Origin of the sequence: Rhodococcus sp. 06-470-2 (assembly GCF_002258235.1) — a bacterium.
In the GTDB taxonomy this organism is placed as follows: domain Bacteria; phylum Actinomycetota; class Actinomycetes; order Mycobacteriales; family Mycobacteriaceae; genus Rhodococcoides.
Genome location: NZ_NOYB01000031.1, coordinates 64,904 through 78,938 on the forward strand (window position 1 = coordinate 64,904; position 14,035 = coordinate 78,938).

The following is a 14,035-nucleotide window of genomic DNA, read 5'->3' on the forward strand; positions in this document are numbered from 1 at the left end:
CCCGATTCCTCTGTGAGGTCGCGGGACGTCGAGCTGAAACGGGACCCCACATTTTCTGGTCCTTCGCCGGGAGCTCAACATCAGCCGGTGGCCGGGGTGCCCTGTCAGGGTATTCCACCCAGCATGCCGATCGTCCTACGGTGGAAAGCGAAGCCGGCATCAGCGAGCGGGTTTGTCGTCGCGGGCGCGTTCGCGAACACGAAATGGCAAGTCGGCAGGCTCAACCGTCCGCAGAGCCTCACCAAACGAGGCGATGCGACGGATCACCCTTGACGAGACTTTCGGAGGAACTATGCGTACCGTCCGGTTCGGATCGACGGATACCCAGGTGTCCAACATCGTGGCTGGCATGATGCGGATTGCTGGTAGTACCGATGAGGAGATCCGGCAGCTGTACGGGACAGCTCGCGAGGCAGGGATCGACTTCTTCGACCACGCTGACCTCTATGGGTTCAACCACCCCGGCGGTGGTCCACACCTGTGCGAGCGCCGGTTCGCCGAGGCTTTACAGCTGAGCCCGTCGGAGCGGGAGCAGATCACTGTGCAAACCAAGACCAGCATCGTCGCCGATCCGTGGGGTTACGACCAGTCATACGAGCACATCGTGACCTCGGCGGAGAAATCCCTGAAGGCATTGGGCACCGATTACCTCGACGTGTTGCTGTTGCACCGTCCCGACGCACTGGTTGAGCCAGAGGAGGTTGCCCGTGCGTTCGATCACCTGGAATCCACCGGGAAGGTTCGCGCGTTCGGGGTCTCCAACCACACACCACGGCAAATCGACCTGCTCGAGACTGCGGTCACGCAGCCACTCGTCGCAAACCAGGTGCAGCTGTCTTTGACGCACTCCACCATCATTGCTCAGGGACTGTCTGCGAATATGGCCGGACAACCGGACTCTGTGACCCGCGACGGCGGCGGTATCGTCGACTACTGCCGGATCAAGAAGATCACCCTTCAGGCGTGGTCACCCTTTCAAAAGGGCTTTCAAGATGGCGTGTTCTTCGGCTCCGAGGACTACCTCAAGTTGAACGCCGAACTCGACCGGCTCGCTGAGAAGTACGGTGTCACCCCGATTGCGATCGCGACCGCCTGGATCACCCGACATCCCGCCGGGATCCAGGTCGTCCTTGGAACGACCACGCCGCGACGGGTGTCCGACGCTGCGGCGGGGTCGGACATCGCACTGACTCGCGGAGAGTGGTACGGACTGATTCAGGCTGCCGGCCACAACGTGCCCTGACCACCCCGCGCAAAGCTCGAGGCCGAGCAGCCATCGCTATCTGGGGTCATCTCACTGAAATGCAGCGGGTCGGCCGGTCTACCTTGAAACACGAAAGGTCAATCATGTCAGTAACTTTCGACTTCACCAACAAGAATGTCTTCATCACCGGGGCCGGCAGCGGCATCGGTCGAGCCACAGCGGAAGCCTTTGCGGCCGCGGGTGCCGACGTCGCCGTCAGCGACACTACAGAAAAGCCTCTACAGGAGACCGCTGAGCTCGTCGAAGCGCACGGCCGGCGCGTGCACATCGCCATCTGCGATGTCACCGACAGCAAGAGTGTCGAGGACGCGGTGAAGTCCGCTGTCGACGCTCTGGGTCCAATCGACATCGGGGTGAACAATGCCGGCATCGAGCAGCCACCCAAACCCCTTGCCGAGATCAGCGATGAGGAATGGGACCGTCTCATCGCGGTCGACCTGCGTGGGGTGTTCGTCTCCATGAAGCACGAAATTCTCGCCATGACAGGCCGCGGCGGCTCGATCGTCAACATCTCCTCAGGTGCCGGAGTCATCGGCATCAAAGGCCAGTCCGCCTACGCAGCTGCGAAGCACGGCATCCTCGGTATGACGAAGTCGGCGGCCCTCGACTACGCCGCCCAGAACATCCAGATCAACGCGATCTGCCCCGGAATCATCGAGACTCCGATGATGGGCCGGTTCTCCGGTGACACACCGGAGGGGCGGGCGCGGGTCATCGCCCAAGAGCCGATCGGGCGCATGGGAACCCCCGAAGAGATCGCCTCAGCCGTCCTGTGGTTGTGCTCAGATCTCGGAGGTTTCACAATCGGCCATTCCCTGGTCGTGGACGGTGGCCAGACCATCGGCATCAGCTAGCACCAGAATCCGCCGGACGGCGCAAGTGTGACCTGGTTCGTGGTGTGGCGTGCCGATCACGCACCGAACCCGCAAAATCGTAGGAAGTGAACCCATGAAGAACGTCGTCATCATCGGAGCGAACGGCCGTTCTGCACGAGAGATCATCTCTCGCCTGGCCCAGCAGGAAGACGTTGCCCTCACGCTGTTCCTGCGCCGTCATCATCGACTCGACGGCGTCGCGACGGAGACCATGACGCTGGTCGAAGGTGACGCACACGACCGGGACTCGCTTCGTGCGGCGCTGACGGACCAGGACATCGTGATCGTCGCCCTCGGAGGCGAAGACCTGGACATCACCACGGCCGCAGTGGTGGACGCTGCGGAGGAGGTCGGCGTTCGCCGAATTGTCACAATCAATGCCGGAGGCATCTACGACGAGCTGCCGGAGCCCTTCAACACCTGGGACTACCAACGCGCAGGGGCCACCCGACCCAGGAACCGGCAGTCCGCAGATGTCGTCGAGCAGTCATCGTTGGAATACACCATCCTGCGGCCGGTCTGGCTTACGGACGAGGCGGTGACAGATGTTGAACTCACACGGAAAGGCGAGACCTACAAAGGCACCGAGACCTCGCGCGCGAGCCTCGGAAAGTTCATCGCGGACCTCGTCGCTGACCCCAACTCGTACATCGGTGAGAATTTGGGGATAACGCAGCCGGGCACGGACGGGGACACACCGACGGCTTACCGCTGACCTCGATTGCTGGGCTCCGATCGTCCCAGCGAAGCGGACAGAACGGTGGTCGTTGCGTTCAGGTTCATCGCGCGGATTTCGGGTCGAAAACCCTGAGCAGTCGAGTCACTTCCTTCCCGGACGGACGCACGGGTGCCCTGATGTTGGGTGTATCAGGAGGGCGTCCCATACGTCCCAATTGTCACCTAGTGTCGATCCAGGCCCTGTCGAGATCGACACATGGGTCGCCGACATCGCACTTACGAGCGGGTTCAGCACGAACGGGAGCAACACAATGCCGCACGACAGATTGTTCGGCGCATCAGGTCGGGCAGCCGCCCCAAGCGCGATGAGAAGAAAAGCTGGACACTCCATTCTGGCTGCAGACAGCGAACCATTGGGCACCGCGCAATCGAGACTCAGGACGCTCTCGATCGTTGCAGGAACGGGCACCCGATGAGAACTACGCATCCCGTTGCCCTCTGCGCCACGGCGTCCGTCATCGCCGTCACTCTGTCGTCGTGCGCATCGCAGGCCATCGACGGCGAGACGGTGCCTCCAAGGTCCACAGCGTCGATCGAGGTACCCATGTCGTCGAACTCCGGTGAGGCCTCGGTCGTGACCGATGGCTTGGATGCACCATGGGCGATAGCCATTTTCGAGACCAGCATGCTGGTCAGCGAACGCGACACCGGACAGATCATCGAACTCGGCGCTGACGGCAACCGAACCACTATGGGGACAGTGGATGTGGCCCCTGCGGGCGAAGCCGGGCTTCTGGGGCTCGCGGTCCGCGAGGGTGCCCTCTACACCTATTCGACCGCCGCAGATGGAAATCGCATCGATCGATTCGACGTCCTCGGCGCACCAGGCTCTCTCACCTTGGGTGAACGAACCGCTGTGCTCGACGGCATCCCGGCGGCCAGCTATCACGACGGTGGCCGGTTGGCTTTCGGGCCGGACGGCATGTTGTACGCCACAACTGGGGACGCCGGACAACGCGACCGGGCCCAAGACCTTTCCTCGCTCGCTGGCAAGATCCTGAGAATCACCCCCGAAGGGGCTGTGCCACCGGACAATCCGTTCCCGGACTCATTCGTGTACAGCTATGGTCACCGCAACCCTCAAGGCATTGCATGGGACGCAGATGGCGCAATGTACTCGAGCGAGTTCGGTGCAAACACGTGGGACGAACTGAACCTCATCGAGCCCGGAAGCAACTACGGCTGGCCACTGATCGAGGGCATCGGGAATACCGACGGCTTTGTCGACCCGATCCACCAGTGGGCCACGAGTGAGGCCAGCCCGAGTGGCATCGCTGTCGATGGTTCCACGGTGTTCATTGCGAATCTCAGAGGCGAGCGCCTGACCGAAGTGAACCTCGACGACCCCGACTTGTCCGTCGATCGACTTGTCGGTACATACGGACGCCTGAGAGACGTCACCGTCGCCCCCGACGGGTCCCTGTTGATACTGACCAACAACACCGACGGGCGCGGTGACCGCGAGATCGGTGACGACAGGTTGCTCCGGTGGAGCATCCAATGACGTGAAGGTGCGCATCGGTACGTGAGCATCGGGCTGGCCGGGTGTCGAGAAGTGCCTCGATCCGCAAACTTCGACAAAGGACCAACATGGACAACGACAATCCCCGCGGTCCACTGCGCGGGCCCGACCCACAGATGCCCACTGTTGTGCTTTTCGTCGCTCTGATAGTTGTACTAGGAGTGCTGACCTATCTAGACGCGCGCGGTAGGTGAAACGACCGTTCAGCTCGATATTCCGGACTACGGCGTTGAGTCAAGGCTCATCAGAGGTCCGTGAATGCAATCGATGTCACTGAACGCTTGCGTCGAGATTTATGTCACTCAGGTGCTGGTCGAAGCACGCAGCCGCATAGGCATGTTGGTGAATTTTACCTCCGCCGGCAACCGAGAGACCAACGAGATTGCAACTCACTTTCGGTCAAAACCATTCAGTACGAATAACTTTGACTCTCGCGTTCACGAATTTTCCCGGCGTGCCCGAGCTTCGGATACATCTGAGACAAACTGCGCCGTGCGCCTTCTGCTCGTTTGTCGCAGGTGGGGTTCCCTGTCTGTGCCTTCCAAGGCTATGTCGTAGCAAATACTGTCGAAGACGGAGCAGTTCAGGACGAATCCCGGTTCAGTTGGCAAGTCGGTATTGCCATATAGGGCCGAAATCGATCTCGCCCGCGCCTGTTCCCAACTAGTCATCAATACGACCCCACCCGAGAGAATTCAGCTGTGTCTACTTCCACCATTGAACGAAAGTCCTTGCCCTTCCTCGTCTACATCCTCGCAATGGGTACGTTTCTCATGGGCACGTCGGAATTCGTCGTTGCCGGAATCCTGCCCGATATCGCCTCGGACCTCGCCATCGGCATCTCGGAGGCCGGACTGTTGGTCACTGCGTTCGCGATCGGCATGATCGCCACCCCGTTGATCGCAGTGGCGGCACTCGAGATTCCCGAACGGACGACTCTTCTCCTCGCACTCGCCGTCTACTCCGCCGGACACATCGTCGTTGTACTCACCGATGACCTCTCGCTCGTCCTCGTGGCCCGGTTCGTGACCGCGCTCGCAACGGGTGCGTTCTGGTCTATCGCAGCATCTGTCGCGTCCCGCGTTGCGGGACCGGACGCCAGCGCGCGCGCCATCGGTCTGGTCCTCAGTGGCGGCATTCTCGCGACGGTAATCGGGGTGCCCCTCGGCTCTGTTGTCGGCCAGCTCGTAGGCTGGCGCGGTCCGTTCTGGATCCTCGCGGTACTTGCCGTGCTCGCATCGGTGCCCATTGCCCGCTTCGTTCCTGGTGGTCGTCCGTCGTCTACGGTCATCCCTCTGCGCTCACAACTCGCATCGATCGCCACTGGACGCTTCTGGGTGGTCATGGCAGCGTGCGTTCTGATCTCGACCGCCGTCATGTCGACCTACTCGTTCATCGCCCCCCTACTCACCGAACGCTCCGGCTTGTCCGAGGACCTTCTACCCGTCGGTCTCGCGATCTTCGGTGTCGGTGCCGTCACCGGCACTCTCAACAGCGGCCGCTTCGCAGACCGGGCTCCTTACGCCACCGCTTTGACCGGTGGCATCATCGTCGTGACAGCACTCGGCTTGCTGAGTATCTTCTCGTCGTTCGCGGCACCATCGATCGCCCTTCTCGCAGTTGCAGGAATGGCCGGACTCGGCACGAACCCCGTGCTCATGTCGATTGCCGTCCGATTTGCAGAGGGAGCGCCGACTCTGGCCACCTCACTGTGCACGTCGATGTTCAACCTCGGCACCGCCGTCGGCACATGGGTGACATCTCAGGCGATCAGTGGATACGGACCCGCCGCGATCCCCGTCGCGGGTGCGCTGTTCGCGATACTGCTCCTGGTTCCTCTGGCCACGCTCGTAGTCATGGACAGGGCACGTCGGAGCGACGTTGGCGCGTCGGCACCCAAGCAGTCTGTCGCCGACCACGACGTGGCGGTGTGCTGACCGATCGGGTCATGAACGCATCGCGGTGCGGCGGTAGTTCGGACCCGTAAGCACACCGGCGACGATCCAGGGGGATGGCCTTACCCATCGGTCGAGTGGCACGAGATTCAGCACGGAAGACTTTGGGGCTGAGCACTGCAAGGCACTGGTCTTCATCACAGCGGCGTCTTGCTTCGCCACTCTTTCAAAAGTGTGAGTCCACCTGCCACCACGATCCAGACAGTGAGTATCGACCAGCCCACCCAGTGGTGCTCACCGCCGAAATAACTGACGTCGCTGATCGAACCGATTGCAGCCCCGGGCGGGAGTGCCTGACCGAAAACCCGTGCGAGGTCCGGCAGCAAGTCGAGGCCGACAGTTGCGCCACTGGTGGAGTTCCCGACCGTGATCAGCAGCACCGTCGCGATCGGGACTCCGACCGCCCCGAACCACGCACCCAGCGCCGTCGTGGCCAATGCCGTCGCCGCCGACAGCAGCGCAAGCGTGATGGCCAACGACACACTGTGACCGGGTATTGCCCCCAGGACCGGGCCGGCCAGGACTGCCGCCATCACCCCGACCAACGCCGCAAAAGCGGTGACCGTGAGGAGTCGATGGTGCAGGTGCAGCCGAGCAGCCGTCAAGATCAACATCTGCGCGAGAACGAACGACGCCAGAGTCACACCGAAGGCCACGTAGAACCCGGCAATTCCCCGACTGTCGTACCTGACGAGTGGGATGACGTCTTCGGTGACGACCTGCATTCCGGTTGCCCTGCCGTATACGCCCACCAACTGTTCCACAGCACCGACCGTCGAAGGACCATTCGCACCGGCCACATCGAGATCGATTGCTGTCGGTGACGCCGACGAGACCATCGCGACAACATCGCCCCTATCGAGAAGGGCTGTACCGCTTGCTATATCGGGAACCGACTGCACGCTCACCGCACTGCCGAGAGCCTCCGCCAGCCCATCAGCGAGCTCGGTCCCCACGACCGCGATCGGTATGTCGTGTGGCACTGGTTCGCGTTGCAGACCTACGTACATACCGATGAATGCCACGGCGATGAGGCTGGCGATGATCAGCGGCTGCAACCAGGCACGAACGGGCGGGCGGGCGGGCATGCGCGCATGCTCGGGCCGGTCTTCGGACACCGCAGCTGGAGAAGTCGAATCGGACACAACACCCCTCGAGGTAATTTGGTTGGATAACCAGACCGAATGTAGGGGCAATCAGTTTGAAAGTCCAACCAAATGACGCGCTCACAATCGCACTCGATGCTGTGAGCGACCGCTGGTCTCTCCATGTCGTTCGCAGCCTTGCACTCGGCTCGGTGCGGTTCACCGATGTGATTGCCGATACGGGAGCGCCGAGAGACGTGCTGGCCAGTCGCTTGCGCAAGCTCGCCGACGAAGAAATCGTCGAAAAGCGTCCCTACAGGGAAGGATCGCCCCGCGACGGTTACTTCCTGACCACGAAGGGCCTGGACCTGGCGCGAGTGTTGCTGGTTCTCAAATCTTGGGGCGATGCCTACAGTCCGCCGGATGCCCGGCGTCGCCGTTTTGTTCACACTCGTTGTGGAGAAGCTTTCGAGGCCATGGTCGTCTGTTCCCACTGCCGAGAACCTCTCGGAACCGACGAACTCACCGACGACACGCCGAAGATTTGAACTGGAGACGCACCGGGCCCCTGACCACGTTCAAGCTTTCGACTTCCACTGAAAGAATGGTCCCGGCCTGCCATCGAGCGAGGCACCGGACAAACCTCGAAGTTCGGAGGGGTCACGACCGAGATTGAACTCGGTCAGCTGAGGGGGCAACTGGGATCGACACGGCCCGAAGGGAACAGCTCGGACGCAATCGCGGTCATGGTCCGACGAGCATGGTCCGCACCGACCGAACCTCCGCCGTATTCGCTCGCGGCCTCGCGAGAGGCGATTGCCACCAAGTAGCGGTGGTCGGGACCGACGAACCCGGTCGACAAATGAATCCAGTCGCCACCCACGCAGCACATCCACCCCTGCTTGACACCGAGGCTGTTCTCATCGGGTAACGCATCGGGAAGTCCAAAACGCTGGTAGTAGCCGTCCGCGCCGAAACGCGTGAAGTTCTGCAAATTCGAAAGGACAGCAACCGACCGCGAGCGCGAGAGACCACCGGCACCGTCGATCATCGCGGAGTAGAAGGTCACCACATCGTTCATCGTGGTTCGAGTTCGCCACCATTCGTCCCCCGGCTGCACCGAAGTGGAGGGCAACCCGTAGCGAGCAGCTACACGCCCCACGATGTCGTTGCGCCCAAAACGATTCCAGAGTTGCTCGGCCGCGGCATCGTCCGAGGAGCGCAGCATAGCGTCGATCTGGGTTCTGTCACTTCCGCTCAAATCGACCTCACCGCGCTCGTTACGGAACAGCAGATCGTCCGCGATGAAGAGCTTCGACACCGACGCAGTTTCGATCGGCTCCTCGTTACCGTTGGTAGCCCGAATCCCGCTGACCCGGTCCATGAAAGTGATAGACACTCGCGCACCGTTCAGCGCCCCCACCTCGGTGGCGGCGCGCATCCTCTTCTCGAGGCTCGCCGGTTCGATCCCTGACACTTCGGTGGCAGTCTCGGCAGGTGGTTCCGCACTCTCGACAGCGCTAGGCGCAGTGACCAAATCGGTGGCAACGCAGTGCATCGGTGCCGACACGGACAATACGAGAACGACGACTGCAGTTAGGGCAGCACGGCCGACTGCAGTTCGAGACACGGCCCGAGCGATCTGCCGGCGCGGTATTTCAGCGCTCTGCACGAGAAGTCCTCACTGTGACGACGGCGGACACCGCGGCGATCGCCGCATATCCGAATGCGATGTGCGGGAGGGCAACAATGCTGGACAAACGGCCGGCGACAAGGCTCGGTGCGGCGGCTCCACAATAGGAGAAGAGGTACACCGCCGACATCAGGCCTGCACGTTCGCCCCTAGCCGTTTTTGACAGTAACGCGCGGACGGACCCTGTGAACGTCATACCCTGTGCCGCACCGGCGATTACGCCGAAAGCGATGACCCCGAGGGTCGATCCGGCAAGCAAACTTGTTGCGATGCCGACGACGGCAACTGCGAACACCACGATGCCCGCGCGCTGCGCCACGGATGGCGTAAGGCGGGCGGTGAGTGGGCCGCCCAATGCGTACGGGGCCATGAACGATGCGAAAACCACTGCAGCCACGAGGGTGTTGGTGGTCCCCAGGTCTCGGGCCGCGATCGTCGGGCTGAAAGCTTGGTAGAAACCGCCGAGCGCCCACGTGGCACCGAACACGGCAACAGCGCCCGGCAACAACGGTCGAACCGCAGCGGGAATGGACACGCGAGGACGTAGCGACGTCAATGCTCCCTGTCGTCGGTTCACAGGATCGTGAGCGAACAGGAGCAGCACAGCACACACAGCGAGCAGGCCGACATCGATCACGTAGGTGGCCGCCAGGGGTGCCGGAGCGTACTGAGCGAGAGCTCCGGTTCCGAGCGAACCGATGGTGAGCCCCGAGACCGGCCCACCCGCAGCTGCGCCGGCAGCAAGCCAGCGCGGGCGGTCGGGGGCAGTGTCGATGACGTAGGTGGTGAGCGCCGAAGACGCAAGCCCACATGCCAGGCCGTGAAAGACTCTGCCGGTCAACAAAATACCGAGGTTGGACACATCGAGCAGAATGAGGCTTCCGATCGCGGCGAGGATCACAGCCGCGACTGCAACGACCCGGCGGCCAAGATGGTCGGACAGGCGGCCCAGTACTACCAGTGCGATCAGGACGGCGACGAAGTACGCGACCGCGGCCAGCGACAGGTCTTGCGTGCTCAATCTTGCCGCAGCTCGATATCGCTCGTACAACGGAATAGGGGCCCCGGACGCAGCGAACACCGTAACGAGCGCCGCTGTTGCGGTGGCGAACGCGAACGGTTGCGGCGTTCGATCGTCAGGCGCGGTCATCGGCGGCGATGAAAGGCGATTGTCGTAGGGGCATGCGCTCGAGTAAACAGAGCGAGCGGCGACCGCGGGAGTCCCTGCTGTGGGGTGTACTGACAGGGAACCGCTCATGGCGGAAAAGACCTGTTCGCCGCCAGCGCCGAACTTGCTACTCGGGCGACTTCACGCCACTGTGGAAAGGACGGAAATCGGTGAACGCCCCAACACGAGGAGATAAAACAAATGACCACGATCGCAATCATCGGTGCGGGTGAAGGTCTCGGCTCCGCTGTGGCTCGACGTTTCGGGCGTGAAGGACTCGCAGTAGCGCTCATTTCCAGGAACCAGAACAACGTCGACCGCATCGCCGGACGGCTTGTCGACGAAGGAATTACCGCCCAGGGTTTTGCTGCCGATGTGCGGGACGCGAAATCGCTGACAGCAGCTCTGGATTCCGCGGCCGAACGACTGGGCCCGATCGAGGTACTGCAATACAGCCCCGTGCCCGCGAAGGAATTCATGAAGCCTGTACTGGAGACCACCGCCGAGGATCTTGCCGGTCCAGTCGAGTTCTCCATCTACGGACCTGTCACGGCTGTGACGCACGTGCTGCCCGGAATGCGCGCGCTCGGGCGTGGCACCGTCCTCTTCGTGAACGGGTCGAGCGCTGTTCGGCCCGGACCCTCCGTCGCGGGCACCTCGATCGCGTTCGCCGGGGAAAGTGCTTATGCTCAAATGCTTCACGATGCCCTTGCACCCGAGGGTCTGCACGTCGGCCAGCTGATCATCCCGCGGGGAATTGGCGCAGGTGAGCCATCGCACGAGCCAGATGCCCTCGCCCAGTCGCTGTGGGGAATCCACACCGAGCGCAAGGAATTCCGCGTCTTCGTGGCCCCTCTGGATTGAGCTTCGGACCGGCGGTCGAGCGCAGACAAAGGTACCTTGCCAGTACACCTTTTCTCAGAGACTGGTTCGATTGCCGTCCGCGGTGTTCCATCGAAACATGACAACTTCAGTGAAGGCCTACGCCGCCACCGCAGCCGACCAGCCCCTGTCCCCCGCCACCATCGAACGCCGCGACCTCGGGCCGCACGACGTCCGAATCGATATCAAATTCGCCGGCATCTGCCACTCCGACATCCACACCGCACGAGGCGAATGGGGACCGATCAACTACCCCCAGGTCGTCGGACACGAAATCGCCGGCATCGTTGCCGAGGTCGGATCCGAGGTCACCACGCACACCGTCGGCGATCGCGTCGGAGTCGGCTGCATGGTCAACTCCTGCGGCGAGTGCGCCCAGTGTGTCAAAGGACTCGAGCAGTACTGCCTCGTCGGCAACATCCAGACCTATGGCAGCACCGACCGCGATGGCACCACCACCCAGGGCGGCTACTCCCAGCAAGTCGTCGTCACCGAGCACTTCGTCGTCAAGATCCCCGAGGGCATCGAACTCGACGCCGCCGCACCCCTGCTGTGCGCCGGCATCACCACCTACTCACCCCTGCGCCACTGGGGTGCCGGACCCGGCAAGAAGGTAGCCGTCGTCGGCATGGGCGGATTGGGCCACATGGCCGTCAAGATCGCCCACGCCATGGGTGCCGAGGTAACGGTGCTGTCGCAATCATTGAAGAAGCAAGAAGACGGACTCCGACTGGGAGCCGACCACTACTACGCAACCAGCGACCCCGATACCTTCGAGACGCTCGCATCCACATTCGACCTGATCATCAACACCGTCAGCGCCTCGATCGACCTGAACGCACATCTGTCACTGCTCGAAGTAGACGGTGCCATGGTCAACGTCGGTGCCCCCGCGGAACCGCTTCCGATACAGGTCTTCTCGCTCATCCCCCACCGCAGGACCTTCGCAGGCTCGGCCATCGGATCGATCGCCGAAACTCAGGAAATGCTCGACTTCTGCGCCGAGCACCATCTCGGTGCCGAGATCGAGGTCATCTCCGCCGACAAGATCAACGACGCCTGGGAGCGGGTCCTCGCATCCGACGTCCGGTACCGCTTCGTCATCGATACCTCGACCTTGGCCTGAGTTCTCACTCGACTATGACGCCGACCCGCCGGCGCACGCGCGTAACGTGCTCGCGCCGGCGGGTCGTCAGCGTCGTTTTCAGTGGCGTCGGCATTGCAACGACTGGGCACCGGATGTAATCCGGTGCCGGTCAGGTACGCGGTATCGCCATGTATTTGTACTCGAGGAACTCGTCGATCCCCACCCGTCCACCCTCGCGCCCCAATCCAGAGGCCTTGACACCGCCGAACGGCGCGGCAGGGTTGGACACGATGCCGGTGTTGAGACCAACCATTCCGACTTCGAGGGCATCCCCGACGCGAAAGCTTCTATCGACATCCTGGGTGAACAGATACGCGGCAAGACCCCAAGGGGTGTCGTTGGCGAGACGCACAGCCTCGTCCTCCGAGTCGAACGGCACTATGGCAGCCACGGGCCCGAAAATCTCCTCGAACATGAGGTCAGCGTCGGCCGGGACGTCGACGAGAACCGTTGGTAGATAAAAGTATCCAGGACGGTCCGGCCTCGCACCGCCGCAGATCACCTTCGCTCCCCTGCGGAGGGCATCACCTACGAGATCTTCGACCTTCGTCAGAGCTTTCTTATCGACGAGAGGGCCGACTTCCGTAGCTTCGTCGACTCCGTCACCGAGCGAGAGCGCGCCCAACCGCTCTGCGAGCCGTCTGGCAAACTCATCTGCGACCGACCGTTGCACCAGAATGCGATTGGCCGCCGTGCACGCCTCGCCCATGTTCCGCATCTTGGCCGCGAACGCGCCTTCGACGGCTCGATCAAGATTCGCATCCTCGAACACGATAAACGGAGCGTTACCGCCGAGCTCCATCGACGACCGCATGACATGGCGAGACGCCTGCTCGAGAAGCAGGACACCGACAGCCGTCGAGCCCGTAAAGCTGATCTTGCGGGCAATTCCACTGGCCATCCACGGCGACACGACAGCCGATGCATCGGTCGTACACACGACGTTGACGACACCTTCGGGTAGGCCGACCCGAACAAGGATGTCCACGAGCGCGAGGGACGCGAGCGGTGCGAGATTCGCGGGTTTGAAGACCACAGTGCATCCTGCCGCGATGGCCGGCCCGATCTTTCGCGTACCCATCGCGAGCGGAAAGTTCCACGGAGTGATGAGAACACATGGTCCAACCGGTTCACGAGAGACGATGATGCGATTCTTTCCGTCACCCGTTGTCGTGACGTCACCGGCGACGCGAACTGCTTCCTCGGAGAACCATCGGAAGAATTCGGCAGCGTAGGCGACCTCGTCCCTCGCCTGCCCAATGGGTTTGCCCATCTCGCTGGTGATGATGAGTGCCAGATCCTCCTGCTCGAGCAGCATCAGTTCATACGCCCGGCGCAGGAGCTCGCTTCGCTCGCGGGGCGAGGTCTTCGCCCAGTCTTTCTGGACGCGGCCGGCTGCTTCGATGGCGCGCTGCGCGTCCTCAGGTCCTCCGTCCGCGACCGTCGCGATGACGTGCCCACTTGCTGGGTCGATGACCTCGAAACGTTCACCGGATGCTGCTTCTTCCCACTCCCCACCGATGAATACGCCGGTAGGGACTGCGGCGATGGTCGCCCTTGCTCGTTGAGACGAACGGCTGTCGCTGAGATCGGTAGTCATGATTTTCTCAGCCTACTTTCCGGTGACGGGATGTCGACCAGTCGCCGATCGTCCAACTCTTGCGCACGCGGCGCGTGTAGGCGTACGTCAAGGCAAGGGCACGCCA

General features: G+C 62.2%; 12 protein-coding genes. 8 read left to right on the top strand and 4 right to left on the bottom strand.

What is annotated here, in order from left to right; all coding sequences use genetic code 11:
- The first annotated feature begins 292 nt into the window (after nucleotides 1-292).
- The 5 genes from CH276_RS14900 to CH276_RS14920 all read left to right on the top strand — a co-directional run bounded on the left by CH276_RS14900 (nucleotide 293) and on the right by CH276_RS14920 (nucleotide 6,336).
- Nucleotides 293-1,243, top strand: coding sequence for an aldo/keto reductase (locus CH276_RS14900; RefSeq protein ID WP_094631425.1), 951 nt, complete (start codon nucleotides 293-295; stop codon nucleotides 1,241-1,243).
- 104 nt (nucleotides 1,244-1,347) lie between these two features.
- Nucleotides 1,348-2,118: an SDR family NAD(P)-dependent oxidoreductase gene (locus tag CH276_RS14905; protein WP_094631426.1), complete on the top strand. Its 771-nt coding sequence runs from the start codon at nucleotides 1,348-1,350 to the stop codon at nucleotides 2,116-2,118.
- A 49-nt stretch (nucleotides 2,119-2,167) separates the two neighbouring features.
- Nucleotides 2,168-2,854 carry an NAD(P)H-binding protein gene (locus CH276_RS14910; RefSeq protein ID WP_254924338.1) on the top strand — a complete coding sequence of 229 codons (687 nt, stop codon included), beginning with the start codon at nucleotides 2,168-2,170 and terminating at the stop codon, nucleotides 2,852-2,854.
- 435 nt (nucleotides 2,855-3,289) lie between these two features.
- A complete protein-coding gene (locus tag CH276_RS14915; protein WP_094631428.1) occupies nucleotides 3,290-4,381 on the top strand; it encodes a PQQ-dependent sugar dehydrogenase in 1,092 nt (363 codons plus the stop codon).
- A gap of 719 nt (nucleotides 4,382-5,100) precedes the next feature.
- Entirely contained in the window at nucleotides 5,101-6,336 is a 1,236-nt protein-coding gene (locus CH276_RS14920; protein WP_254924339.1) for an MFS transporter, read from the top strand.
- A gap of 155 nt (nucleotides 6,337-6,491) precedes the next feature.
- Here the strand turns inward: CH276_RS14920 and CH276_RS14925 are convergent, their stop codons facing one another.
- Nucleotides 6,492-7,442, bottom strand: a complete 951-nt coding sequence (locus CH276_RS14925; protein ID WP_141214730.1) for a hypothetical protein — start codon at nucleotides 7,440-7,442, stop codon at nucleotides 6,492-6,494.
- 158 nt (nucleotides 7,443-7,600) lie between these two features.
- On the opposite strand from CH276_RS14925, the gene CH276_RS14930 reads away from it, so the two are divergent.
- Nucleotides 7,601-7,987, top strand: coding sequence for a winged helix-turn-helix transcriptional regulator (locus CH276_RS14930; protein ID WP_176459261.1), 387 nt, complete (start codon nucleotides 7,601-7,603; stop codon nucleotides 7,985-7,987).
- Nucleotides 7,988-8,121: 134 nt separating this feature from the next.
- Here the strand turns inward: CH276_RS14930 and CH276_RS14935 are convergent, their stop codons facing one another.
- Nucleotides 8,122-8,838 carry a serine hydrolase gene (locus tag CH276_RS14935; protein ID WP_176459262.1) on the bottom strand — a complete coding sequence of 239 codons (717 nt, stop codon included), beginning with the start codon at nucleotides 8,836-8,838 and terminating at the stop codon, nucleotides 8,122-8,124.
- 259 nt (nucleotides 8,839-9,097) lie between these two features.
- Complete coding sequence (locus CH276_RS14940) at nucleotides 9,098-10,282, bottom strand: MFS transporter (protein WP_176459263.1); 1,185 nt, start codon at nucleotides 10,280-10,282, stop codon at nucleotides 9,098-9,100.
- 219 nt (nucleotides 10,283-10,501) lie between these two features.
- On the opposite strand from CH276_RS14940, the gene CH276_RS14945 reads away from it, so the two are divergent.
- Together CH276_RS14945 and CH276_RS14950 are read left to right on the top strand one after the other, a co-directional pair.
- Complete coding sequence (locus CH276_RS14945) at nucleotides 10,502-11,164, top strand: SDR family NAD(P)-dependent oxidoreductase (RefSeq protein ID WP_094631304.1); 663 nt, start codon at nucleotides 10,502-10,504, stop codon at nucleotides 11,162-11,164.
- Nucleotides 11,165-11,261: 97 nt separating this feature from the next.
- Nucleotides 11,262-12,308: an NAD(P)-dependent alcohol dehydrogenase gene (locus CH276_RS14950; RefSeq protein WP_094631305.1), complete on the top strand. Its 1,047-nt coding sequence runs from the start codon at nucleotides 11,262-11,264 to the stop codon at nucleotides 12,306-12,308.
- 130 nt (nucleotides 12,309-12,438) lie between these two features.
- Here the strand turns inward: CH276_RS14950 and CH276_RS14955 are convergent, their stop codons facing one another.
- A complete protein-coding gene (locus CH276_RS14955; RefSeq protein ID WP_094631306.1) occupies nucleotides 12,439-13,929 on the bottom strand; it encodes an NAD-dependent succinate-semialdehyde dehydrogenase in 1,491 nt (496 codons plus the stop codon).
- Nucleotides 13,930-14,035 lie beyond the last annotated feature (106 nt).